The 24,635-nt window shown below is 32.8% G+C and carries 22 protein-coding genes; 18 read left to right on the forward strand and 4 right to left on the reverse strand.

Features of this window, described 5'->3' with window-relative positions; translation table 11 throughout:
• The 5 genes from ABJD66_RS13120 (at position 1) to ABJD66_RS13140 (ending at position 5,793) form a co-directional block, all read left to right on the forward strand.
• Entirely contained in the window at positions 1-702 is a 702-nt protein-coding gene (locus ABJD66_RS13120) for a sulfite exporter TauE/SafE family protein (RefSeq protein ID WP_100893678.1), read from the forward strand.
• Positions 703-720: 18 nt separating this feature from the next.
• Positions 721-1,989 (forward strand): acetyl-CoA hydrolase/transferase C-terminal domain-containing protein, encoded by a 1,269-nt coding sequence (locus ABJD66_RS13125; RefSeq protein ID WP_100893677.1) that lies wholly within the window; start codon positions 721-723, stop codon positions 1,987-1,989.
• Between the two features lie 204 nt (positions 1,990-2,193).
• Positions 2,194-2,751 carry a helix-turn-helix transcriptional regulator gene (locus tag ABJD66_RS13130; RefSeq protein WP_348132376.1) on the forward strand — a complete coding sequence of 186 codons (558 nt, stop codon included), beginning with the start codon at positions 2,194-2,196 and terminating at the stop codon, positions 2,749-2,751.
• A 69-nt stretch (positions 2,752-2,820) separates the two neighbouring features.
• Entirely contained in the window at positions 2,821-5,316 is a 2,496-nt protein-coding gene (locus ABJD66_RS13135) for a heavy metal translocating P-type ATPase (protein ID WP_348132379.1), read from the forward strand.
• A gap of 66 nt (positions 5,317-5,382) precedes the next feature.
• Positions 5,383-5,793, forward strand: a complete 411-nt coding sequence (locus ABJD66_RS13140; protein ID WP_303540885.1) for a heavy-metal-associated domain-containing protein — start codon at positions 5,383-5,385, stop codon at positions 5,791-5,793.
• Between the two features lie 63 nt (positions 5,794-5,856).
• Here ABJD66_RS13140 and ABJD66_RS13145 read toward each other — a convergent pair whose 3' ends face one another.
• Together ABJD66_RS13145 and ABJD66_RS13150 are read right to left on the reverse strand one after the other, a co-directional pair.
• A complete protein-coding gene (locus tag ABJD66_RS13145) occupies positions 5,857-6,522 on the reverse strand; it encodes a 3'-5' exonuclease (RefSeq protein ID WP_348132383.1) in 666 nt (221 codons plus the stop codon).
• Positions 6,519-8,441, reverse strand: a complete 1,923-nt coding sequence (locus ABJD66_RS13150; protein WP_100893672.1) for a DUF294 nucleotidyltransferase-like domain-containing protein — start codon at positions 8,439-8,441, stop codon at positions 6,519-6,521. The genes ABJD66_RS13145 and ABJD66_RS13150 overlap by 4 nt, the downstream gene beginning before the upstream one ends.
• Before the next feature lie 582 nt (positions 8,442-9,023).
• Here ABJD66_RS13150 and ABJD66_RS13155 point away from each other — a divergent pair.
• The 5 genes from ABJD66_RS13155 to ABJD66_RS13175 are packed head-to-tail and all read left to right on the forward strand — an operon-like array spanning position 9,024 to position 13,400.
• Entirely contained in the window at positions 9,024-10,427 is a 1,404-nt protein-coding gene (locus ABJD66_RS13155; RefSeq protein ID WP_348132387.1) for an arginine decarboxylase, read from the forward strand.
• Entirely contained in the window at positions 10,411-11,355 is a 945-nt protein-coding gene (speB, locus tag ABJD66_RS13160) for an agmatinase (RefSeq protein WP_348132390.1), read from the forward strand. The genes ABJD66_RS13155 and speB overlap by 17 nt, the downstream gene beginning before the upstream one ends.
• Positions 11,345-12,319 (forward strand): deoxyhypusine synthase family protein, encoded by a 975-nt coding sequence (locus tag ABJD66_RS13165; protein WP_348132393.1) that lies wholly within the window; start codon positions 11,345-11,347, stop codon positions 12,317-12,319. Before speB ends, ABJD66_RS13165 begins: the two co-directional genes overlap by 11 nt.
• Positions 12,320-12,321: 2 nt before the next feature.
• Positions 12,322-12,621: a hypothetical protein gene (locus tag ABJD66_RS13170; protein WP_100893668.1), complete on the forward strand. Its 300-nt coding sequence runs from the start codon at positions 12,322-12,324 to the stop codon at positions 12,619-12,621.
• Positions 12,622-12,623: 2 nt separating this feature from the next.
• Positions 12,624-13,400 (forward strand): RMD1 family protein, encoded by a 777-nt coding sequence (locus tag ABJD66_RS13175; RefSeq protein WP_100893667.1) that lies wholly within the window; start codon positions 12,624-12,626, stop codon positions 13,398-13,400.
• 36 nt (positions 13,401-13,436) lie between these two features.
• On the opposite strand, the gene murF is transcribed toward ABJD66_RS13175, so the two are convergent.
• Positions 13,437-14,714, reverse strand: coding sequence for a UDP-N-acetylmuramoyl-tripeptide--D-alanyl-D-alanine ligase (gene murF, locus ABJD66_RS13180; RefSeq protein ID WP_100893666.1), 1,278 nt, complete (start codon positions 14,712-14,714; stop codon positions 13,437-13,439).
• A gap of 66 nt (positions 14,715-14,780) precedes the next feature.
• A complete protein-coding gene (gene gldJ / locus ABJD66_RS13185) occupies positions 14,781-16,448 on the reverse strand; it encodes a gliding motility lipoprotein GldJ (RefSeq protein WP_100893665.1) in 1,668 nt (555 codons plus the stop codon).
• 405 nt (positions 16,449-16,853) lie between these two features.
• On the opposite strand from gldJ, the gene porV reads away from it, so the two are divergent.
• The 8 genes from porV to ABJD66_RS13225 all read left to right on the forward strand — a co-directional run.
• Positions 16,854-18,005, forward strand: coding sequence for a type IX secretion system outer membrane channel protein PorV (gene porV, locus ABJD66_RS13190; RefSeq protein ID WP_100893664.1), 1,152 nt, complete (start codon positions 16,854-16,856; stop codon positions 18,003-18,005).
• Positions 18,006-18,488, forward strand: a complete 483-nt coding sequence (locus ABJD66_RS13195; protein ID WP_100893663.1) for a cytidine deaminase — start codon at positions 18,006-18,008, stop codon at positions 18,486-18,488. It abuts the gene before it with no gap.
• Positions 18,489-18,656: 168 nt separating this feature from the next.
• Positions 18,657-19,655 carry a pyruvate dehydrogenase (acetyl-transferring) E1 component subunit alpha gene (gene pdhA, locus ABJD66_RS13200; RefSeq protein WP_100893662.1) on the forward strand — a complete coding sequence of 333 codons (999 nt, stop codon included), beginning with the start codon at positions 18,657-18,659 and terminating at the stop codon, positions 19,653-19,655.
• A 3-nt stretch (positions 19,656-19,658) separates the two neighbouring features.
• Positions 19,659-21,284, forward strand: a complete 1,626-nt coding sequence (locus tag ABJD66_RS13205) for a pyruvate dehydrogenase complex dihydrolipoamide acetyltransferase (protein WP_348132401.1) — start codon at positions 19,659-19,661, stop codon at positions 21,282-21,284.
• An 85-nt stretch (positions 21,285-21,369) separates the two neighbouring features.
• Positions 21,370-22,329, forward strand: a complete 960-nt coding sequence (locus ABJD66_RS13210; protein ID WP_348132404.1) for a M28 family peptidase — start codon at positions 21,370-21,372, stop codon at positions 22,327-22,329.
• A complete protein-coding gene (locus tag ABJD66_RS13215) occupies positions 22,329-23,009 on the forward strand; it encodes an SDR family oxidoreductase (protein WP_348132407.1) in 681 nt (226 codons plus the stop codon). Before ABJD66_RS13210 ends, ABJD66_RS13215 begins: the two co-directional genes overlap by 1 nt.
• A gap of 182 nt (positions 23,010-23,191) precedes the next feature.
• The gene (locus ABJD66_RS13220) at positions 23,192-23,791 is read left to right on the forward strand and encodes a SprT-like domain-containing protein (protein WP_100893658.1); all 600 of its coding nucleotides are present in this window, start codon (positions 23,192-23,194) and stop codon (positions 23,789-23,791) included.
• A 4-nt stretch (positions 23,792-23,795) separates the two neighbouring features.
• Positions 23,796-24,635, forward strand: an 840-nt coding sequence (locus ABJD66_RS13225) for a mannose-1-phosphate guanylyltransferase (RefSeq protein WP_348132410.1), incomplete at its 3' end; no start/stop codon positions are given.

Genomic DNA, 24,635 nt, shown 5'->3' on the forward strand with positions numbered 1-24,635 from the left:
ATGTTGCTATCTGCTTTTATATTAGGGTTAATGGGAAGTTTGCACTGTGTTGGTATGTGCGGACCCATAGCTTTTATGTTACCTGTAGATAGACATAGTAAGTTTAAAAAAACAATTCAGATATTTATTTATCATTTTGGTAGGTTGCTTGCTTACGGATTAATAGGGCTAGTTTTTGGTTTGTTAGGTAAAGGCTTATATGTTTTTGGTTTGCAACAAAAATTGTCAATAGCTATTGGAGTTTTAATGATTGTTATCGTCTTAATTCCATCTAAAAAATTGCAAAAATACAATGTGTCTAAACCTATTTATAAACTTATATCTAAAGTAAAATCTAGATTAGGAAAAGAGCTAAAAAAAAGAACTCCAGACACGTTTTTAACCATTGGTTTTTTAAACGGATTTTTACCTTGCGGCTTAGTATATATGGCATTGTTTGGTGCTATTGCAATGGGTAACGCAGCGCAAGGCTCTTTATATATGGTTATTTTTGGAGCTGGCACCATACCACTTATGACAATTGCCGTTTATTTTGGCGGAATGTTAAAAGGTGTAGCACGTAAAAAAGTTCAGCAATTAATTCCTGTTTTTGTGGTTGTAATAGGTGTGCTTTTTATACTTAGAGGTCTAGGTCTTGGTATTCCTTACATATCTCCTAAACCAGTTGTAGAAATGGTTTCTACAACTATGGAATGTCACTAATTATTAAAATTTAATTTTATGAATATTGTTTCTGCAGCGCAAGCCGCAAAATCTATACAATCTGGTAATAGAGTATTTTTACAAGGGGCTGCAATGACTCCTAATGTATTAATAGATGCTTTGTGTAATAGGTATGAAGAATTAGAAAATGTAGAAATTGTATCTATACACACAGAAGGTGAGGCAAAGTATGCACAAGAGCCATATAGCAATAGTTTTAAAATGAATAGTTGCTTTGTTGGTAGCAATGTTAGGCAATTAATAAACACTACACAGGGAGATTATATTCCAATTTTTTTAAGCGAAATAAACCTATTGTTTAGAAACGGAATTCTTCCGTTAGATGTTGCTGTTGTGCAAGTATCACCACCAGATAAACACGGCTATTGCTCTTTGGGTGTGTCGGTAGATATTACATTGCCAGCTATACAAACGGCTAAAAAAGTGATAGCACAAATAAACCCTTGCGTGCCCAGAACTCACGGCGATGGTATTATTCACATAAGAGATATAGACTGTGCTGTTGAGGTTAATACACCAATACATACGCACGGTATTACACCAATATCTAACATAGAACAAGAGATAGGAAAACACGTTGCAGGTTTAATAGAAGATGGGGCAACATTGCAAATGGGCATAGGTAATATACCAAATGCTGTATTAAGTAATTTAGGTAATCACAAACGTTTGGGTATACATACAGAAATGTTTTCTGATGGTGTGTTACCTTTAATAGAAAGCGGAGTAGTTACAGGTGAGGACAAAGCTGTAAAACACGGGAAAATTGTAACTTGTTTTGCTGTAGGATCTCAAAAATTATATGACTTTGTAGACGATAACCCATTGGTGCATTTTAAAGAAGCTGCTTATACTAATGATACTTCTATCATACGCAGAAATCCTAAGGTTACAGCAATTAATAGTGCTATAGAAATAGATCTTACGGGTCAAATTTGTGCAGACACTATTGGTAGTAGGCAATATTCTGGTGTAGGCGGACAAATGGATTTTATACGCGGAGCATCTTTATCTAAAGGAGGTAAGCCTATCTTTGCAATGCCATCTATTACTGCTAAAGGTATTTCTAAAATAACACCGTTTTTAAAACAAGGAGCGGGCGTTACTACAACACGTGCTCACGTACATTATGTAGCCACAGAATACGGAGTAGTTAATTTATACGGTAAAAATTTACAAGAAAGAGCAAAGGCATTAATTTCTATTGCGCATCCTAATTTTAGAGAGGAGTTAGAGAAAGAAGCCCACAATCGTTTTAAAAGCTAAATGTAAAACTTAAAAAGTATTGTTTTAAGAGTGTTGTAACACTAGTAATTCTTTTTTTTAAGTAATTTTGACGCATTGTTTACAATGATTTCATTACAAAAAAATACACCATTGTAGCAGCTGTAAATTGCTCATTTGTGTATTTTTTTTATGTTGTTTTTTTAAATAAAAGCTACATTAATTTAATTACACAAAGCTTTACTTATGCAAGATACTTTTTATATAAAAAATATGGTTTGTAACCGCTGTATAGCTTCGGTTTTAGATATTTTTAATGCAGAAGGTTTTGTGGTAGAGTCTGTTGAGCTAGGTAAAGTAATAGCAACAAAAGGAATAGAAAGTAGTTTTAAAAACCTAAGTAAAGTGCTTGCTAAAACAGGTTTTGAAATAATAGAAAGCGAGACAGATACTTTAATAGAACAACTTAAAGTTGCTATAATTAATAAGATTGAAAGCGGCGAAACAGCACACATTTTTCAATCACTAGCCAAAGAATTTGGTAAAACAGAAACTGCATTAAGTAAGCTTTTTAGTAAGTCTGAAGGTATAACGTTAGAGAAATATACCATCAACCTAAAAATTGAAAAAGTAAAAGAATACATACAGTTAGGACAACTAAATTTTTCTGAAATAGCCTATAGCTTAAATTATAAAACAAGTAGCCATTTGGCTCGCCAGTTTAAAACAGTTACAGGAATGTCTATGAGTACTTATAAAAGCTTAGGTAATTGGGACAGAAAAACACTAGACCAAATTGTATAAATAAGAATCGGAATTGTGAAAACACTACAAATAATGTCTGCTTAGTTTTGTAGTGTAAATAGAGACAAAATGAAACATACTTATCACATACACGGAATGACTTGTAATGGTTGCCGTGGTCACGTAGAAAAAATACTTTCTAATGTAAAAGATGTTACCAATGCTAGTGTTAATTTAGAAAAAGCAGAAGCCGTAATAGAGTCTGAATCTCATATTTCTATAGATACTTTAAAAGAAGCTTTAAAAAAGGAGGGAGATAGATATAGTATACACAATGCTGGTGAGCACGTGATTATACCTAAAAAGGAAGAAAAGCCAAAAGGGCAAGGAACAGGTGTTTTTTATTGTCCAATGCATTGTGAAGAGGATAAGACTTATAACAAGCCTGGTGACTGTCCGGTTTGTGGAATGGACTTGGTAGAGGAACAGAATTTAACTGCTGTTGCAGAACAGCAATACACCTGTCCTATGCACCTAGAGGTTGTAAAAGATGAGCCTGGGGATTGTCCTATTTGTGGTATGGACTTAGTACCAATGGCACCAAGTCTTTCATCAGAAGAAAAAACATACAACAAGCTTATTGGTAAATTTTGGGTAGCATTAGGGTTTACATTACCTATTTTTTTAATAGCAATGAGTGATATGCTACCTAATAATCCACTGTACACTATTCTAGATCAAAAATATTGGAATTGGGTACAATTTGCGCTTTCTATTCCTGTTGTTTTTTATGCCACTTGGCTATTTTTTGAGCGTGCTTATAAAAGTATACAAACATGGAATTTAAATATGTTTACCTTAATTGGTATTGGTGCAGGTGTAGCTTGGTTATTTAGTGTTTTTGGTTTGCTAATTCCAGATTTTTTTCCAATTGAATTTAAAACAGAAAGTGGAGCAGTACACGTTTATTTTGAAGCTGCTACAGTAATACTTACGCTAGTATTAATGGGGCAGGTATTAGAGGCCCGCGCACATAGTAAAACAAATGCAGCTGTTAAAGAGTTACTTAAACTTGCGCCTAATAAAGCTATTAAAGTTGTAAACGGGGTAGAAGAGGAAGTTGCAATAAACAAGGTTGTAAAAGGAGATGTTTTAAAGGTTAAACCAGGAGAAAAAATACCGGTAGATGGCTTTATTACAGAGGGTAATACAACGGTAGATGAGTCTATGATTTCTGGAGAGCCCATTGCGGTGAGTAAAACTGTAAAAGATGAGGTTAGTAGTGGTACAATTAATGGCAACCAGGCTTTTTTAATGCAAGCAGAAAAAGTTGGTGCAGACACGCTGCTTTCTCAAATTGTAAAAATGGTGAATGATGCTAGTCGTAGTAGAGCACCAATACAAAAATTAGCAGATAAAGTATCTGGTTATTTTGTGCCAACAGTAGTTATTATATCTATACTTACGTTTGTTGCTTGGGTAATTTGGGGACCAGAGCCTGCTTATGTTTTTGCTTTAGTAAATGCTATTGCTGTTTTAATTATTGCGTGCCCTTGTGCTTTAGGTTTAGCAACTCCTATGTCTGTTATGGTTGGTGTTGGTAAAGGAGCACAAAATGGTGTTTTAATTAAAAATGCAGCCGCTCTAGAACTAATGAATAAAATAGATGTTTTAATTGTAGATAAAACAGGTACCGTTACAGAAGGAAAACCTACGGTAGAAAAAGTAGGTAGTTTTTTAACTGATTTTACCACAGATAAAATTACACAGTATATAGCCTCTTTAAACAGTTCTAGTGAACACCCTTTAGCAGCGGCTACTGTAAATTATGCTAACGAAAATGGTGCTAATTTTTTGAAAGTAGAAGACTTTAATGCTATTACAGGTAAAGGTGTACAAGGTGTTATTTCTGATACTAAAATAAGTTTGGGTAACTTAAAAATGATGGAGTTAGCCAAAGGAACTATTTCTTCCGCAATGGAAGAAGAAGTAGATGTATATCAAAAACAAGGAAAAACGGTTTCTTATGTAGCAGTAGATAAAACCGTGGTAGGATATGTTGTTATAGCAGATAAAATTAAAAAAACCAGCGCGCAAGCAATTAAACAATTACAACAAAATGGTATAGCTGTAATTATGCTTACTGGTGATAACTACAATACAGCTAAATCTGTAGCAGACTCACTTAATTTAAATAGTTTTAAAGCTGGTATGTTGCCAGAAGATAAGTTAAAAGAAGTTGAAAAATTACAACAACAAGGCAAAGTAGTAGCTATGGCTGGTGATGGCATTAATGATGCTCCTGCATTGGCAAAAAGTGATGTTGGTATTGCAATGGGTACAGGTACAGATGTGGCTATAGAAAGTGCAATGATTACACTTGTTAAAGGTGATTTACAAGGCGTTGTAAAGGCTTATAGTCTTAGCAATGCAGTGCTTAAAAATATTAAACAAAATTTATTTTTTGCTTTAATTTATAATACTATTGGTGTACCAATAGCAGCAGGAGTTTTGTATCCTGTTTTTGGGTTATTACTCTCTCCAATGATAGCTGCTTTAGCAATGAGTTTTAGTTCGGTTTCTGTAATTGCAAATGCATTACGATTAAAAAAAATAAAAATATAATAGGAAAGCTCTTTTAAAACCTAGCATAAAAATTATTATATTAACAAAGATTAATAAATTTCTACTATGAAAAAGATGATTTTGACTGCAACTGTATTTGGCTTATTGGCCTTTACAAGTTGTAAAAATGAAGAAAAGCAAACTACAGAGTCGGCTAAAGAAATTAGTACTGTAAACGATGAGGTAGCTACTGCTAAAACAACTTTTGGTGTCCGTGGTAATTGCGGTATGTGTAAAAGTACTATAGAAAAAGCAGCAAAATCTGTTGAGGGTGTTGCTAGTGCCAATTGGGATGTTAAAAAGAAACAAATTACAATTGCTTTTAATGGTGATAAAACTAATGAAGAAGCATTTCATAAAGCTATAGCAGAATCTGGTTACGATACAGAAAAATCTACGGGTAGTGAAGATGCTTATAAAGAATTACCTGCCTGTTGTAAATATGATCATGAAATGGCAATGAGTGTAGAAGAATAATATACAAGTAACTAAAAAAAGCAGCAAATAGGTATATCTTTTTTGCTGCTTTTTTATGCTTTTTTAATAAATGCGGAGTAACTGTTTTAAAGTTGTTATTTTTTTCTCTTTTAATTTTACCAAAATCTTTAAAAAGGCAATAGCAGTAATATAAGCATCGCCTAGGGCTGTATGCCTGTCTTTAACAGAGATATTAAATTTCTCGGCTAATTCATCTAAAGAGTAATGGTCTTTTTTTTCTAATAAATTAGAGCGTATAAGTGTTTTTTTGTAGAGTGTAGAAGTGTCTAATATTTTATTTTTAAGTTTAGGTAAACCGTGGCGTTCAAGAGCAGAGTTAATAAAAGTAACATCAAAACCTGCGTGGTGAGCAACAATAACTGCATTTTTTAAATAAGCTAAAAAAAGTTTTAAAGTTTCTAACTCTTCAAGCCTAGTAGTTTTTCCTTCTTTTAATATCCCGTGTATTTCAGCAGTCTCTTGGTTGTAGTGATCTTGATGTATAAAAACTTCAAAACTATCACCCACATTAATATCGTTATTTATTAATTTTAATGCGCCTATACAAAGCATACGGTCTTCTTCATAACTAAAGCCAGTGGTTTCTGTGTCTAAAACAACAAACGTAATATCTTGTATGTTTTCTGGCTGTTTGGTATTGAAAAGATTTTCATAGGCAACCCAATACTCTGGTAAATCTAATTTACTTTTTTTAAAGAAATTTATCATCTTAATAGGTTTGATACTTTAAATCTAATATACACTAATTCCTGTATCTCTTTAATAGTCCTAAAGGTTCGTTTAAGCTTTATTTTCTCTGCTTTAGTTAGTTTACTTAATGATATATATCTGCCAGAATCATTATGTAATAAACCTTGTTTGGTTCTAAATTTTAATAATGCTTTGGTAGCATAAGATGCAGCAATAAACAACTCTGCATTGTTAGGTTCTAACTCTGCTAATTTTTCAAAACGCTCTGCAGTGTAATTTATAGACTTAATATTATGGGATAATATTAAAACTCTAGCAGCGTCTGTTAATGGCATAAGTGCACGTCTTTTAATATCAAAAAAGTCTTTATTTGCACCATCTTGCTCTACTAAAAATTGCCTAAAAAAACCGGTAGGGGATGGGTTTTGTAAAGATCCGCTAGCTAAATGTAAAAAGAAATTGGGATAGTTTTTAGCAGTTTTAAATATATGGTTTGATAGTTCTGTAACTAACTCTTGGTTGCCATACACATTGTTATAATCAAAAAATATAGATGATAACAATACTTCATCCTTACCAGGATTTGTAATCCAGGAGGTAACATTGGTTTTCCATTCACTAAGGCTTAAGCACCATTTTGGGTTAGATGCCATCATTTCTGCAGGACAATACTCGTAGCCAATAACGTTTAATCTTTGTGTTACTTGTTTGGCAAAATTTATAAATATTGCTTTTGTTTCTTCTAGTTTTTCTGCAGGAACATCTTCAAAAACCAGGGCATTGTCTTGGTCTGTGTGTAGCAATTGTTCGCTTCTGCCTTGGCTACCTAATGCTAGCCAACTAAAAGATACGGGTAGCGGAGTATCTAACTTAGTAATAGAGTTTTTTATAATTTGTTTAATACAGGCATCATTAAGTTCAGAAATAATTTTAGAAATTAATGTCATTGGTATATTCTGATTTAAATACCCCTTTAACAGCATCATAATACTTTTTCTTACCTGCTTAATCTCTTTAGTTCTAGTAGCTCTTTTTATAGCTTTAATTAGTACTGTTGGGTTGTTACCAACCGCTAGCATAACATCATGTTTAGATAAAATGCCAACAGCTTTAGAGTTAACAGTACCATCTTTTGTTAAACATAAATGGCTAATATTACTTTTTATCATTGCCATTTGCGCCTGTGTAATAGTTAATTTTTTAGAATACGTAATTACTGGCGATGTCATAATTTCCCTAGCAGTAGCAGATATGGGTAGTTTTCCAGTAACAATTTTGTTACGCAAATCTTTGTCTGTAATAATACCAATTGGCAATTTGTCTTCTAAAACTAAAATAGCACCAACATTTTTGCTAGTCATTTTTGCGGCTAATACTTTTGCTTGCGTTTTAGGAGAACAGCTTACTAGTTTTTTAGAATATTTTACAGGTTGCAAGTCAAACAACTCTGCGCTAGGGTTGTAAACTTCACCGCTCTCTGGCTCTCCATACAAAGTGCCTCTGTAACTTTTAGAATAAGGGTTTCTAGTGTTGGATGCAAAACTGTCTATTAAAAAATTACCTACATCTCTGTTGCTAGTAGCAAATGGTTTAAAAGTAACAATAGGTATGGCATATAATATACTTTCTTCATGTGCCTTTGCTTGCATTTTATAATTTTCATTAGCAATTAAAGGGCGTAAACCAAAAATATCTCCTTCATCACAAATATCTACAATAGTATTGGTTTCTGTTTTATTTAAAGATACGGCACCTTTATGTATAATATAAAAATGAGTGTGTGGTGTATCATTTTCATTAAATATAATTGCGTCTTTTTCTTTGTAAATAATAGATATTTGTGTGGCTAATTCTTGTAATTCCTCTAATAATAATTGATTAAAAGGTGGGTAGTTTTTTAAAAAATCTGCTACTCTATGTGATATGGTATTTTTCATACGTTTTGTTGCTACTGTTTTGTAAATTTAAGAGAGAATAAGTTAAAAACGGAATTAAAATAGCTTAAAGTAACAAGTGTTTTTAGCTTAAAAAAGAGCTTTTTTTCAAAAATATAAGATTTTTAAGACTTGTTTTTAAATTGATTATAACTCTTGTATCACTTGTTTTAAAGGGTTTTTTTAATGTTCTGTTAGCTTTATGTTATCAGAAAATTATTTTTTTTATTTTTTTTGATGGAATATTATTTTTTTCATTTTTTTTGTTTTCATTTGCCCCGTCAAAATAAGATATTAGATTTTGGCAATTTAGCATATAGCTGAGCATAAATGTATAATGTTTCTATGTTCGGGTTTTTGGGAATTAGGAAGTCATACCCAAAAACAACCTATAAGATAGGTAACCGAATTTTAAAGCTAACTTCCGGTAACACTTCTATAGTCAGCAGTCAGCATGACTACTTTTTCGTGCCAACCACGAAACGTCAAATCATTGTTTAGTTTTTTAAAATTTTAGTCGCAAAAACGCCCAAAAGCACAAGTTTTTCTGTGTTTTAAAATTTTAATTTATCAAATAATAATTTAATGAATACTAAATATATTGATTTAATAGACCAGACTTATCATTTTCCACAAGAAGAATTTAAGTTAGATGGTGAAAGTTTAATGTTTCATAACATACCATTAAAACAGCTGGTAAAACAATACGGTAGTCCGTTAAAGTTTACATACTTGCCAAAAATCTCTGATAATATTTCTAGAGCTAAAAATTGGTTTGCTATTGCAATGGAAAAATACCAATATAAAGGTAAATACCACTACTGCTACTGTACAAAAAGTTCTCATTTTAAACCAGTATTACATGAGGCTTTAAATAATAATATACATATAGAAACGTCTTCTGCGTTTGACATTAATATTGTTGAGCACTTAAAACAAGAAGGTAAAATTAAAGATGATACTTATGTAATATGCAACGGTTTTAAAAGAGACCAGTACATAACAAACATAGCAAGGTTAATTAATGAAGGACACCATAATTGTATACCAATTATAGATAATTATGAGGAAATAGACTTGTTGTCTAATGAAATTAAAGATGACTTTAAAGTTGGTATTCGTATAGCGTCTGAAGAAGAACCAAAATTTGAGTTTTATACTTCTCGCTTAGGAATTGGCTACAAAAACATTGTTCCTTTTTATGAAAATCAAATTAGAGATAATGATAAGGTGCAGTTAAAAATGTTGCACTTTTTTATAAATACAGGTATAAAAGACAATGCATATTACTGGAACGAGCTTTTAAAATGTTTAAAGGTTTATGTAAAATTAAAAAAGATTTGTCCGTCTCTAGATAGTTTAAATATTGGTGGTGGTTTTCCTATCAAAAACTCTTTAGTTTTTGATTATGATTACCAATATATGATTGATGAAATAATTAATCAGATTAAATTAACATGTGATGAAGCAAATGTAGATGTGCCAAATATTTTTACTGAGTTTGGCAGTTTTACTGTAGGTGAAGCAGGTGGGGCTATTTATGAAATTTTATATCAGAAACAACAAAACGATAGAGAAAAGTGGAATATGATAGACTCTTCTTTTATTACAACATTGCCAGATACTTGGGCAATTAATAAAAGGTTTATTATGCTGCCAATTAACAGGTGGAATGATGAATATGAGCGTGTATTGCTTGGTGGCTTAACTTGTGATAGTGATGATTATTACAACAGTGAGCAACACACAAATGCTATTTATTTACCAAAATATAAAAAAAATAAGCCTTTATACATTGGGTTTTTTAATACTGGTGCTTACCAAGAAAGTATTGGTGGTTATGGCGGATTACAACATTGCTTAATACCACAGCCAAAGCACATATTAATAAACAAAGATGCTGAAGGAAAAATAACAACCAAATTATTTAATGAACAACAAAAGGCAGAAGATCTGCTTAAAATTTTAGGATATGAGCACAACAAATAATTACGCAGGCATTCCAGATGAGTTTGCGCAATTGGAAACCGCAAAAGTAGTTTTAATCCCAGTTCCTTATGATGGAACAAGTACTTGGGGAAAAGGAGCAGATAAAGGCCCAGAAGCTTTTTTAACGGCATCAGAAAATATGGAATTGTACGATATTGAAACCGGTACAGAACCATACCAACAAGGAATATACCTTGCTGATGCCATTACAGAAAATAGCTCGCCAGAAGCTATGGTAGATGAGGTGCATAAAATCACTAAAAAGTACATTAAGCGTAACAAATTTGTAACGTTATTTGGTGGTGAGCATTCTATTTCTATAGGTACTATTAGAGCTTTTAATGAGTGTTTTAACAACCTAACTGTTTTACATATTGATGCGCATGCAGATTTAAGACAGTCTTATGAGGGCACAGCTTGCAATCACGCTTGTGCAGTGCATGAGGCAAGCCAGCAAACTAATTTATTGCAAGTTGGTATACGTAGTATGGATGCTATTGAAAAAACATATATGGATGAAGAAAAAACATTTTTTGCCCATGATATGGTTAATGATGAGTATTGGATGGATAAGGTTGTAGACCAAATGACAGAAAACGTTTTTATTACTTTAGATTTAGATGCCTTAGACCCATCTATATTACCATCTACAGGAACGCCAGAGCCAGGAGGTCTGTTTTGGTATGAAACACTAGAGTTTTTAAAACAAGTGTTTACAGAAAAAAATGTTGTAGGGTTTGATATTGTAGAACTTTGTCCTAACAAGGCAGATAAATCGTCAGATTTTTTGGCAGCAAAATTATACTACAAAATGTTGAGTTATAAATTTATGGGTGAAGGTGTAGATGATGCTTATGACAATGCATATGCTATAGATTTAAAAACTGGTAACTCTACTATTTCAAAATTTGAAGAAGATGAAAACTAAAGGAGCTATCTCTAATTTTATAGAAAAATACTACTTACACTTTAATTCTGCTGCTTTGGTAGATGCAGCAAAAGGGTATGAAGATCAATTAAACAAAGGGTCTAAAATGTTAATTTCTTTGGCAGGTGCAATGAGTACTGCAGAGTTAGGAAAAATATTTGCAGAAATGATTCGTCAAGACAAAGTGCAAATTATATCCTGTACTGGTGCAAACCTAGAGGAAGATATTATGAACCTGGTAGCGCACTCACATTACAAACGTGTGCCTAACTATAGAGATTTAACTCCGCAACAAGAGTGGGGTTTACTAGAAAAAGGCTTAAACCGTGTAACTGATACGTGTATACCAGAAGAAGAAGCTTTTAGACGTTTACAAGAGCATATTGTAAAAATCTGGAAAGATGCAGAAGCTGCTGGTGAGCGTTACTTGCCTCATGAGTATATGTATAAAATGCTACTTTCTGGTGTTTTAGAAGAGTATTATGAGATAGATTTAAAAGATTCTTGGATGTATGCAGCAGCAGAAAAAAACTTGCCAATAGTTTGTCCTGGTTGGGAAGACAGTACAATGGGTAACATTTTTGCTTCATATGTGTTAAAAGGTGAGCTTAAAGCTAGTACTATGAAATCTGGTATAGAATATATGACATTCTTGGCAGATTGGTATACAGAGAATTCTGAAAACGGAATAGGATTTTTTCAAATAGGGGGTGGTATTGCAGGTGATTTTCCTATTTGTGTAGTGCCAATGTTGTACCAAGATATGGAGCGTACAGATACACCATTCTGGAGTTATTTTTGTCAAATTAGCGATTCTACAACAAGTTACGGATCGTACTCTGGTGCTGTGCCAAACGAAAAAATTACTTGGGGTAAATTAGATATAGATACGCCTAAATTTATAATAGAGAGTGATGCTACCATTGTTGCGCCATTAATTTTTGCTTACTTGCTAAATATGTAACTATGGATAATTTAAAAAGAGTTATTGTAGATTTTAAAAAACTTACTCCAGAAGTTTTAAAACTTTTGGTAGAGAAGTATCCAGATGGTTATGATGATCTTAATGTTATAAGTTTTTATAACGCAAAAGGAGAGCGCATAGAAGCTGTAGAAGTACTAACAGAAGATACAAAGTATTTGGTTAAAATTAGTGAAAAGTTAGAGGTAACTATGGCTAATTATGACGAGGATGATTATGAAGATTTTGATGATGATGATCCTGACGCTATACCAGATATTTCTTTAGATGATGATCAAAATTAGCTATGTATAGCGTAGATGCATACCAAATTGCAGCCTCTATAAGTATTAGAGAATGCAAGCGTAACTTAACTTGGGATCTCATTTTTTCAGACGGAGACGAGTTATTTTATAAAATGGGAGACACAAAATTTGTTTACATTTTTCAATATGGTATGGTTGGTTTTTTTAATCATACTTTAGAAGAAAAGAGAACAATTTTAGATAGTATTAAGCCCTTTTGTAAAGGTTTAAAAGAGGAGCGATTTTCTGAAGAAGTAAATGTTGTTATAGAGCCAACAATACAAGAAGTGTCATTTAACAAGATAATAATACCTTCTTTTGATTATGAGGCTATACGTTTAATAGTATTAAATGCATCGCAGTCTGTGGCTTTAGATAATTATTTTGATATCACAGAGCAATTATTAGGAGAAACAAATGAGCATACTAAATATCTAGAGCAAAGAGGAAAACTAGATATATCTGGTAATAAGTTAAAACGATTTATAGGTAAGGTTTTAAATATTAAGAATGAAATTTCTGAAAACCTTTATATTTTTGATTCTCCAGATATAACTTGGGATAATGAAGCTTTAAGTCTTTTAAATTTAGAGTTAAAAAAAACGTTTGACTTAAAAGATAGGTACAGATATATTTATGAGCGCTTAGGTGTTATTAAAGAAAATCTAGAGCTATTTAAAGATATTATGGACCACAAAGAAAGTAGTAGGCTAGAGTGGATTATTATAATATTAATTGTAATAGAAGTTTTAGATATGTTTATTTTAAAACTGACTTAAAAATTAAAAAGCCTCTCCTTTACAGAGAGGCTTTTTTTATAATATATCTAAAATGCGTTCTAGTGCCATACCTCTAGAACCTTTTATTAAAAGATTGCTGTTTGGTTGTAATGGATGTTCTTTTAAGTATTCTTTTAAGTCGTTAAAAGTGGCAAGTTGTATTGCTTCAGTTTTTGCTTTTGCAAAATTTTCTCCTACTAAAAAAGTAGTGGTGAAATTCATTTTATAAGCCTTATCTGCTATTTCTTGGTGTTCTGCAGCTGCGGTGTTTCCCAGCTCAAACATATCACCTAAAAAAACAATTTTATGTGCAGCTTTTATACCGTTAAAATTGTCTAATGCTGCCGCCATACTTGTTGGGTTAGCATTGTAAGCATCTAGTATTATCTTAAATCCTTTTTGTTCTAATATTTGAGATCTGTTATTAGCAGGTATGTAGCCTTCTATTGCTTCTTTTATTTGTGGCAAGCTTATATTAAAATACTTACCCATTGTTATAGCAGCACAACAGTTTGTAAAATTATACGCTCCAACTAGGTTAGAGGTTATGGTAATATCTTCCACTTGTATAGTAACAAAAGGGTCTGCGCTAAGTAATTCTATTTTAAAATAATTGCTATTGCTACTGCTAAACCCTATTTTTTTTACATAAGTCCCAAGTTTACTTTCTTGTATAGGATCATCTGCATTTAAAAAAACGTGTTTTTGGTTTGTAGTTAAATACTTGTACAGTTCACTTTTACCTTGTATAACACCTTCTGTGCTGCCAAAGCCTTCTAGGTGCGCTTTGCCAAAATTGGTAATATATCCAAAATCTGGTTCTGCTAAGTTGCTTAAAAATTCTATTTCTTTTAGGTGATTAGCACCCATTTCTACAATAGCAATTTCTGTATCTTCTTTAATAGTAAGCAATGTTAAAGGAACTCCAATATGGTTGTTTAAGTTGCCTAAAGTTGCAACGGTTTTATATTTTTTTTGAATAACAGCTTTAATAAGTTCCTTGGTTGTGGTTTTTCCGTTACTCCCCGTTAAGCCTATTACTTTTGCATTACATTGTTTACGATGATATTTACCTAGTTGTTGTAATGCTTGTAATACGTCATCAACCAAAATAAAATTACTGTTAATTGCGTATTCTTTTTCATCTACAACAGCATAAGCAGCGCCTTTTTGTAGTGCTTCTGCAGCGTATTTATTACCGTTAAAATTATCGCCTTTAAGGGCAAAAAAGATACAGTCTTTAGTTATTTTTCTAGTATCTGTACAAACGGTAGAATGTGTTAAAAATAGTTGATGGATTTGTGCTATTGTCATAAGGCGAATATAAAAAAAAAGACTGCTCGAAGGAGCAGTCTTTTTTAAAAAATATATTGTTGTAAATTATTTTACTTTTTTACCTCTTGCAGTTTTGTTCTTAGTTTTAGACTTAGAACCAACTCTAGACATTGCACATCTAAATCCAATATCATCTGTAGCCATATACTGTGGTAAGTATCTACGTTGTGCAGGGTCTAACCAAAATGCACGGTCTCTCCAAGATCCACCTTTGTATACTCTAACCTCATCATTAATTAAAGATGTTCTGTAGTTAGACTTATCATAGTTTCTAACAAAATTACCAGCACTATCTCTTTCTATTTTGTTAGTAGGTGAGTTGTACATAGATTTTTTATTTTCTTCGTCACCATCAGCTTCATTAAACCTGTCATAGAATCTTGTAGATCCTGGCTCACCATCTCTATAACCTCTGTTATCACTAGAAGAGAAGTTTGTTCTTAAATAAGTTTCTTCTTCATCTACAGCAACCATTTTAATCTCACCTGGTAAATTAACAGCTACTATTTTTCCGTTTGGTAATGTGTCATAAACAACAGAATCTCTAAGTACGTTTACTTTACCGTCCTCGCCAATTGCTGTTTTCATATATATGTTACCTCTATAGTAGTTAAAATCACTAATTTCATCATCTACTATTGGTCTGTATACATCGGCAACCCATTCAGAAACGTTACCAGCCATATCATAAAGACCTAAATCATTTGGTTTGTAAGACATAACTGCGTTGGTAATATCTGCACCATCGTCAGACCAACCAGCAATTCCGCCGTAATCACCTTTACCTTGTTTAAAGTTAGCTAATTGATCACCTCTACCAACACGTTGTCCGTTACGAGTGTAATCTCCTTCCCAAGGATATTTTTTTCTACCTCTATAGTTATTGTATTCTCTAGAACCTTGGTTAGCTTGTGCAGCATATTCCCATTCTGTTTCAGTAGGCAACCTATACTCTGGTAAAATTACACCACTACTTCTTTTTGCAAAAGATGATACAGAATCGTTCTTTTTAGCTTTTCCTTGTAAAGAATCTATTTGTCCACCATAAACAGACTCTGGTCTGTTTAAGTAAGCTTCAGTACTAAAAGTACCCGCAGACTCTCCGTTTAAGGCTTTATATTTAGCTTCCTTATTAAGGTAGCCTTCTTTTTCTAGCATTAATTCGTTAACACGGTCTGTACGCCATTCTGCAAATTGCGTAGCTTGCACCCAGTTAACACCAACTACAGGATACTCTGCATAACCAGGGTGTCTTAAATAGTTGTTTGTCATAGTTTCATTAAAACCAAGTCTGTTTCTCCATACCAATGTATCTGGCAAAGCACCTTTATATATGTTAGCATATTTTGGGTCTTCTGGTGGATATACAGATTTTAAGTAATCTAAAAATTGTAGGTACATTTTATTAGTTACTTCTGTTTCATCCATATAAAAGGATTGTACGTGTTGTTGTGTTGGAGTGTTATTCCAATCATGCATAACATCATCTTGTACCTTACCTTTAGTAAATGTACCACCTTCTATAAAAACAAGACCTGGTGCGGTAACTTGCTCTTTAAAATCGGAATTGTGCTGAAAACCACCTTCTTTGGCGTTAATCTTCCAACCTGTGGCACGAGATACATCTTTAGATGAAGATGATTTTTTACAACTAGTTATGCTACCTGCAACAACAGCACACGAGAGTACAACTTTAATGAATTGTTTTTTCATAATTAAGACTTGAGTTCTATACTTTACTGCAAATTGCAGTTATACTATACTTATTTGTTTTTAAACTTTGCTTACTATCGGCTTATTAAACGCAAATTTTCTTAGAATATTTTATAGTTCCTAAAAAAAACTTAAACAAGCATTAAAACAAGGTTCAACAAATCTATAACGGCGTAAATATTAGAATAGTATTATTTTTTTAATTCTTTTTTGTAGAATTACTTATGTGCTTAATAATAAGGAAATAAAGAGTTTTAAATTTTATAGTATATTACCGTCAAATAAGTAATGTTAAAAAATAAAGTTCTTAATTTATAAGATATTCTTAAAAAGAGCGTTTATTAAAATATTGTGCCATTTTATTATGGCTTAATTACTATGAAAAGAACCTATATTATAAAAACGATGAAAAAAATACTAGCCTTAACACTTTTGGTGTCCGTATATTTTGGCAATGCTCAAGAGCAAAACAGATCAATTACAACAGCCGTACCTTTTTTAAATATTGCCGCAGATGCACGTGCAGCTGGTATGGGAGATATGGGTGTAGCAACTTCAGCAGATGCCTATTCCTTACAATGGAACGCCTCTAAGTTTGCTTTTGCAGATCAAAAAATGGGTTTTGGTATTAGCTATACACCTTATTTAGAAAACATAGTTACAGATGTAGCTTTATTAAACGCAAGTTTTTATAATAAAATAGATGATAGGAGTGCGTTTGCTTTTGGTTTGCGTTACTTTGGTTTAGGAGAGGTAGAACTTAGACAAACTATAGATGAGCCTGCAAGAATAGCAAAACCTAATGAGTTTGTTTTAGAAGGTGCTTATGCATTAAAATTATCTAACACTTTTTCTATGGGTGTTGGTGGTAGGTTTATAACATCTAATTTAAAATTTCCTTCAGATGATTCTAGTGAAGATACTAGTGCAGCTACAGCTTTTGCAGTAGACATATCTGGTTTTTATAGATCTCCAGAAATTGCCTACGAAAAGTTTGATGGTAGATGGAGAGCAGGTTTTAATATATCTAACCTTGGAAGTAAAATATCTTATGATAATAACGGACAACAAAACTTTTTACCAGGGAACCTAAAATTTGGTGGTGGTTTTGATTTTATTTTGGATCAAGATAATACGTTATCTTTAAATACAGAATTTAATAAGTTATTAGTGCCAACGCCTCAAGATTTTAATGAGGACGGACAAATAGATAGTGAGGACAATGAACGTTACCAACAAATTAGTTTTTTAGAGGGAGCCTTTGATTCTTTTACAGATGCACCAGACGGTTTTAGTGAAGAAATTAAAGAGGTAACTTGGGCATTAGGAGCAGAGTATACTTATCAAGACGCATTTATGCTTAGAACGGGTTACTTTAATGAAAACGAGTTAAAAGGAGCACGTAAATTCTTCTCACTTGGAGCCGGATTTAAGTTTAAAGCAACTCAGGTAGATTTGTCTTATTTATTCTCTACTTCAAAAATAAAAAATCCTTTAGAAAATACTTTGCGTTTTTCTCTTACCTTTAACCTAGGTGAAGAATTATTAAACGACTAAATGAAGAAACATACCTTATCTTTTGATATGTCTGTTTACGACTCTGTAAATGAGTTGCCTGTAACAGACAAAGATCTTATGCTTAAAGCTGTAGAAGCACGTAAAAATGCTTACGCACCATACTCTAATTTTTTTGTAGGTGCGGCAGTTTTACTAGAAAACGGAAAAATTGTACTTGGTAACAATCAAGAAAATGCTGCTTACCCATCTGGACTTTGTGCAGAGAGAGTGGCTATTTACCAAGCAGCAGCAATTTACCCAAACATAAAAATACTTTCTGTAGCAATATCTGCCACTTCTGTAAATTATAAGGTTTTAGAGCCAGCTGCTCCTTGCGGTAATTGCAGACAATCTATGATAGAATATGAGCAAAAACAAAAAGAAGCTATCTCATTATTGCTAATGGGAGAAGAAGGAGCTGTTATAAAATGTAATTCTATATCAGATATTTTACCTTTAGCTTTTAGTAATTCTTTCTTATAAGCGATATTCTTTGATGAATTATTTTTTTATTCCTAATTTTTTGATAAAAATTTAATTAAAAAAAACAATAGGCATCTTGTCTGTGCTTTTTCTTTAATTTTTTTTTGATAGTGGATTTAATGTGTATTTTTGCTACTCTGTAAAACAGACTTTTTAAAATAGTTTTCAATGAAAAAAATAACCAAAGAAGTTTACCTTAATTGGTACAAGGATATGTTATTCTGGAGAAAGTTCGAGGATAAACTTGCTGCAGTATATATTCAACAAAAAGTTAGAGGTTTTCTACACTTGTATAATGGACAAGAAGCTGTATTGGCTGGTTCATTACATGCAATGGATCTTACTAAAGATAAAATGATTACGGCTTACCGTAACCACGTACAACCAATAGGTATGGGTGTAGACCCTAAAAGAGTAATGGCAGAACTTTATGGTAAAGTAACTGGTACTTCTCAAGGAATGGGAGGCTCTATGCATATCTTTTCTAAAGAACACCGTTTTTATGGTGGTCATGGTATTGTTGGTGGTCAAATTCCTTTGGGTGCTGGTCTTGCATTTGGAGACAAATATGCAGGTAACGATGCGGTTACTTTATGTTACATGGGAGATGGTGCTGTAAGGCAAGGATCTTTACATGAAACATTTAACTTAGCAATGCTTTGGCAACTGCCAGTAGTTTTTATTTGTGAAAACAACGGTTATGCAATGGGTACATCTGTTGCTAGAACATCTCATTCTACAGAAATTTGGAAGCTAGGATTAGGATATGAAATGCCTTGTAAGGCTGTAGAAGGGATGAATCCTGTTACTGTAGCTGAAGAAGTTAGTAAGGCTGTAGAAAGAGCAAGATCTGGAGGCGGACCAACTTTCTTAGAAATAAAAACATACCGTTATAGAGGTCATTCTATGTCTGATGCACAACACTACAGAACTAAAGATGAAGTAGCGGAGTACAAGAAGATAGATCCTATTACGCAGGTTTTAGATGTTATAAAAGAAAAGAAATACGCTACAGAAGATGAAATTTCTGCAATGGACAAAGAAGTTAAGCGTATGGTAAAAGAGTGTGAAGAATTTGCTGAAAATTCTGACTACCCACCAGTAAGCCAATTATACGATATGGTTTACGAACAAGAAGATTTTCCATTTGTACAACATAAATTATAAAAGATGGCAGTTATAGTAAATATGCCAAGACTTAGCGATACCATGGAAGAAGGTACTGTTGCTGCTTGGCTTAAAAATGTTGGTGATAAAGTTGAAGAAGGAGACATTCTTGCTGAAATTGAAACAGACAAAGCTACAATGGAGTTTGAGTCTTTTAATGAGGGTGTTCTTTTACATATAGGTATACAAGAAGGAGATACTGCTCCTGTAGATTCTCTTTTAGCTATTATTGGAGATGAAGGTGAAGATATTTCTGGTTTATTATCAGGAGGTGCTTCGGCTCCTGCTGCTGAAAAGCAAGAGGAAAAACCAGAAGAGACTGCTGCACCTGCAAAAGAAACTTCTTCAGTCGCTATTCCAGAAGGAGTAGAGGTTGTTAAAATGCCTCGTCTTAGTGATACTATGGAAGAAGGTACTGTTGCTGCTTGGTTAAAACAAGTTGGTGACAAAGTTGAAGAAGGAGATATTCTTGCTGAAATTGAAACAGATAAAGCTACAATGGATTTTGAGTCTTTTTACTCTGGTACTCTATTATATGTAGGTATAAAAGAAGGAGAATCTTCTCCTGTTGATGAAGTTTTAGCAATTATAGGCCCAGAAGGTACAGATGTAGATGCTGTACTTAACTCTGGTAATAGTGCTCCTGCTGCCTCAACTTCAGAGGCTCCAAAGAAAGAAGAAACTAAAAAAGAAGAAAAAGCTGCTGCTGTAGATAATACTTCTACCGATGGTAAGCGTATTTTTGCTTCTCCTTTAGCTAAGAAAATTGCTGCAGATAAAGGAATTAATTTGTCTGATGTTACTGGTTCTGGTGATAACGGAAGAATTATAAAGAAAGATGTAGAGAACTTTACTCCTTCTGCTAGTTCTAATGCGGCACCAGCAACTGCTAAAGCTTCTACTCCAGAAGCAAAAGCACAACCAGCTATATATGCACCTGTTGGTGAAGAAGGTTTTGAAGATGTTAAAAATTCTTCAATGCGTAAAGTAATTGCAAAAGTTCTTGGTCAGTCTAAATTTACAGCTCCACATTTTTACCTTACTATAGAGGTAGATATGGATAATGCAAAAGCATCTAGAGCACAAATTAATAGTTTGCCAGATACTAAAGTATCATTTAATGATATGGTATTAAAAGCTTGTGCAATGGCGTTAAGAAAGCATCCGCAAGTAAATACAACTTGGAAAGATGATGTAACACGTTACAACAAGCATATTCATATGGGTGTTGCTGTTGCTGTAGATGAAGGTTTAGTTGTTCCTGTACTTAAGTTTGCAGACCAAATGAGTTTAACAACTATTGGTGCTTCTGTAAAAGACTTAGCAGGTAAAGCAAGATCTAAAAAAATTGCTCCTTCAGAAATGGAAGGTAGTACATTTACAGTATCTAACTTAGGTATGTTTGGAATTCAGGAGTTTACGTCAATAATTAATCAGCCTAACTCAGCAATATTATCTGTTGGTGCAATTGTAGAAAAACCAGTTGTTAAAAATGGAGAAATTGTAGTTGGAAATACAATGAAGTTAACGTTAGCTTGTGATCATAGAACCGTAGATGGTGCTGTAGGAGCACAGTTTCTACAAACATTAAGAAGTTATATTGAAAATCCTGTTACTATGCTTGCATAATTAAAACAGTATTAAATTATATTAAAAAGCATCTCATTAATTTATGAGATGCTTTTTTTATCTTTAGTGCTTAAATAAATTAAATATGAAAAAGACGTTTTATTTTTTAGGTTTATTAGCTATTGTTTCTTGTTCTAGTAGGGCGCAAGAAGTTACGGTAGATAATAAAACAGCAACAACTGCAGCCGAAGTAGAGAAAATAGTAGCCTTTTTAGCTTCAGATGACCTGCAAGGTCGTATGTCTGGTACAGAAGGTATTGCAGAAGCTGCTTCTTTTATAGAAAACAATTTTAAGTCTAACGGAGTAAAACCTTATTTTTCATCATATAAAGATACATTAACAAACTTTGATGCAAGTAAAGGTGTTGCATATAATATTGTTGGTTATATAGAAGGTACAGATCCCAAACTTAAAAACGAAGTTATAATTCTTGGTGCACATTATGATCATATTGGTAGTGCCAAAGCAGACGGTGATGATGTTATTGCAAATGGAGCTAATGATAATGCATCTGGTACTTCTGCAGTTATGGAGTTTGCACGCTATTTTGGAAAAACAAAAGCAAATAAGCGTAGCATAATTTTTGCATTGTTTTCTGCAGAGGAAATGGGACTTTTAGGGTCTAAGCACTTAGCTAAGAAGCTAAAGAAAGAAAATCTTAATTTATATGCTATGCTTAATTTTGAGATGATAGGCATACCTATGCAAAACAAAGATTATTTAACTTACTTAACAGGCTTTAATGAGTCTAATTTAGCAAAAATTAGTAATAATTATGCAGGTGAAAATATAGCAGGTTTTTTACCAAAAGCTGGTGAGTTTAGATTGTTTATGAGGTCAGATAATTATCCTTTTCACCAAGAGTTTAATGTGCCTTCACAAACATATTCTACTTTTGATTTTACAAATTTTGAGCATTATCACAAGGTGGGTGATGAACCAAGTGTAATGGATTTTAATCATATGGCTAGTCTAATAAATAAATTTGTTCCCGTGATAAAGGGCATTGTAAATTCAGATACAAAAGAAATAAAATACAATTAATGGCAAATATTATAATTACTGGTTGTAGTAGAGGAATAGGGTTTCAAATGGCACAGTTGTTTGCAAGTAATGGACATAAAGTTTTAGCATTGTCTAGAAATAATGAGCCAATAGCATCGCTTAAAAATCCAAATATTTTTTCATTTTCGTTTGATATTTCAAAAGAAGAAGATTTAAATAAAGTAGAAGGGTTTATAAACACTAACTGGAAACAAGTAGATGTATTAATTAATAATGCAGGAAAATTAGCCAATAAACCTTTTTTAGAAACTACAACAGCAGATTTTGAAGCTGTATATAAAGTAAATGTTTTTGGTGTAGCAAGTATTACAAAATTGGTAATACCTAAAATGCCTAAAAACGGACACGTAGTAACTATTAGTTCTATGGGAGGTGTGCAAGGCAGTGTTAAATTTGCGGGCCTATCTGCATACAGTTCTAGTAAAGGAGCTGTGGTAACGTTAACAGAGCTGTGGGCAGAGGAGTTTAAAGAAACCGGACCTTCTTTTAATGTACTTGCATTAGGTGCCGTACAAACTGAAATGTTGGAAGAGGCTTTCCCTGGTTACAAAGCGCCAATTACTGCTTTAGAAATGGCTGAATATATAGAGAATTTTGCCCTTACTGGACATAAAATGTATAATGGTAAATTGCTACAAGTTAGCAACAGTACACCTTAGTTCAACTAAAGAAATATACAAGTTAATAAAACTGTCTGTTTGTAAAATAGGCAGTTTTGTTTTGCTATGTTATATCTAAAAAGTACTGGATCAGCAAATAATGAAAAGAAAAAGTTGTATTTTACTACAAAATATACTTAAAACCCTAGTGTTAACAGGTAGAATCTGTTATTTTTGTGTATATGGAGAAAACCCTTCTGAAATACTTACCAGAAAGAGCTGTTGCGCCTTGTGCTTCTTTAATTAAAGCCAATGCAGTACATCTTAAAATTGTTGGAGATAGGGTTACGCGTCACGGTGATTATAGAAGGTTGTCTAATGGAATGCATCAAATAACAGTAAATGCATCATTAAATAAATATAGATTTTTAATCACTTTAGTACATGAAATAGCACATTTGGTAGCTTTTGAAAAATACGGGAGACGAATAAAGCCTCACGGTTTAGAATGGAAAAAAACATTTCAGGCGTTAATGTTGCCTTTTATTAGGCCAGAAATTTTTCCAACAAAAGTGCTTCCTGTTATTGCAAATCATTTTAAAAATCCAAAGGCAAGTAGTGATACTGATGCTAAGTTATCGTTAGCATTAAAGCAGTTTGATCCTATTTCAAATAAAACATATATTTTTGAGTTACCTATTGGTAGTGTCTTTAGAATTTATAATGGTAAATTATTTAAAAAAGGAGCAAAAAAAATAAAAAGATACGAGTGTATAGAGCTCTCTAGTGGTAGAACGTTTGTTTTTCAGCCAAATGCAGAAGTAGAACTTATAAAAGACTAATCATATGAACAGTAATTATTACGCAGTTATAATGGCAGGTGGTATTGGCTCAAGGTTTTGGCCGGTAAGTACAGCTGAATATCCAAAGCAGTTTCATGATATGTTAGGTTCTGGTGATACACTAATTCAGAAGACTTTTAAAAGGCTTAATAAGTTTATTCCAAAAGAGAATATATTAGTGTTAACCAATGAAAGTTATAACAGCTTAGTTTTAGAGCAATTACCTATGCTTACACAGGATCAGGTAGTTTTAGAACCGGCTATGCGTAATACAGCGCCTTGCATTTTATATGCAGCATTAAAAATCAAGAAAAAAGATCCTAATGCTGTTATGATTGTTGCTCCTAGTGACCATTGGATTGAAGATGAGCAAGCTTTTGAAGACGATGTTAAACAGTGTTTTACGAAGTGCGAAAATGAAGCTGTATTATGTACTTTAGGTATAAAACCAACATTTCCTAATACAGGGTTTGGGTATATAGAGTTTGATAAGAATCCGGCTATTGAAATTAAAAAAGTAAATCAGTTTAGAGAAAAACCAGATTACAATACAGCAAAGGACTTTATTAGTCAAGGTAATTTCTTGTGGAACGCAGGTATATTTATGTGGAGCGTTAAAACAATAGTTGATGCATTTAAAGCGTTTCAGCCAGAGCAATATAATTTATTTTTTGCAGGTATGGATAGCTATAATACTAATGATGAACAAAAGTTTATTGCAGATAATTATGCATTAGCAGAAAATATATCTATTGATTACGCCATTTTAGAACACTCTAAAGATATTTATGTGTTACCAGCTACTTTTGATTGGAATGATCTAGGTACTTGGGGATCTTTATAT

The sequence above is a fragment of the Cellulophaga sp. genome (assembly GCF_039943695.1).
Classification (GTDB): domain Bacteria; phylum Bacteroidota; class Bacteroidia; order Flavobacteriales; family Flavobacteriaceae; genus Cellulophaga.

Bases quoted from the DNA above. Each gene is read 5' to 3' on its own strand.
- ABJD66_RS13120 (WP_100893678.1), top strand. From the start codon at position 1: ATGTTGCTATCTGCTTTTATATTAGGGTTAATGGGAAGTTTGCACTGT.
- ABJD66_RS13125 (WP_100893677.1), top strand. From the start codon at position 721: ATGAATATTGTTTCTGCAGCGCAAGCCGCAAAATCTATACAATCTGGT.
- ABJD66_RS13130 (WP_348132376.1), top strand. From the start codon at position 2,194: ATGCAAGATACTTTTTATATAAAAAATATGGTTTGTAACCGCTGTATA.
- ABJD66_RS13135 (WP_348132379.1), top strand. From the start codon at position 2,821: ATGAAACATACTTATCACATACACGGAATGACTTGTAATGGTTGCCGT.
- ABJD66_RS13140 (WP_303540885.1), top strand. From the start codon at position 5,383: ATGAAAAAGATGATTTTGACTGCAACTGTATTTGGCTTATTGGCCTTT.
- ABJD66_RS13145 (WP_348132383.1), bottom strand. From the start codon at position 6,522: ATGATAAATTTCTTTAAAAAAAGTAAATTAGATTTACCAGAGTATTGG.
- ABJD66_RS13150 (WP_100893672.1), bottom strand. From the start codon at position 8,441: ATGAAAAATACCATATCACATAGAGTAGCAGATTTTTTAAAAAACTAC.
- ABJD66_RS13155 (WP_348132387.1), top strand. From the start codon at position 9,024: ATGAATACTAAATATATTGATTTAATAGACCAGACTTATCATTTTCCA.
- speB (WP_348132390.1), top strand. From the start codon at position 10,411: ATGAGCACAACAAATAATTACGCAGGCATTCCAGATGAGTTTGCGCAA.
- ABJD66_RS13165 (WP_348132393.1), top strand. From the start codon at position 11,345: ATGAAAACTAAAGGAGCTATCTCTAATTTTATAGAAAAATACTACTTA.
- ABJD66_RS13170 (WP_100893668.1), top strand. From the start codon at position 12,322: ATGGATAATTTAAAAAGAGTTATTGTAGATTTTAAAAAACTTACTCCA.
- ABJD66_RS13175 (WP_100893667.1), top strand. From the start codon at position 12,624: ATGTATAGCGTAGATGCATACCAAATTGCAGCCTCTATAAGTATTAGA.
- murF (WP_100893666.1), bottom strand. From the start codon at position 14,714: ATGACAATAGCACAAATCCATCAACTATTTTTAACACATTCTACCGTT.
- gldJ (WP_100893665.1), bottom strand. From the start codon at position 16,448: ATGAAAAAACAATTCATTAAAGTTGTACTCTCGTGTGCTGTTGTTGCA.
- porV (WP_100893664.1), top strand. From the start codon at position 16,854: ATGAAAAAAATACTAGCCTTAACACTTTTGGTGTCCGTATATTTTGGC.
- ABJD66_RS13195 (WP_100893663.1), top strand. From the start codon at position 18,006: ATGAAGAAACATACCTTATCTTTTGATATGTCTGTTTACGACTCTGTA.
- pdhA (WP_100893662.1), top strand. From the start codon at position 18,657: ATGAAAAAAATAACCAAAGAAGTTTACCTTAATTGGTACAAGGATATG.
- ABJD66_RS13205 (WP_348132401.1), top strand. From the start codon at position 19,659: ATGGCAGTTATAGTAAATATGCCAAGACTTAGCGATACCATGGAAGAA.
- ABJD66_RS13210 (WP_348132404.1), top strand. From the start codon at position 21,370: ATGAAAAAGACGTTTTATTTTTTAGGTTTATTAGCTATTGTTTCTTGT.
- ABJD66_RS13215 (WP_348132407.1), top strand. From the start codon at position 22,329: ATGGCAAATATTATAATTACTGGTTGTAGTAGAGGAATAGGGTTTCAA.
- ABJD66_RS13220 (WP_100893658.1), top strand. From the start codon at position 23,192: ATGGAGAAAACCCTTCTGAAATACTTACCAGAAAGAGCTGTTGCGCCT.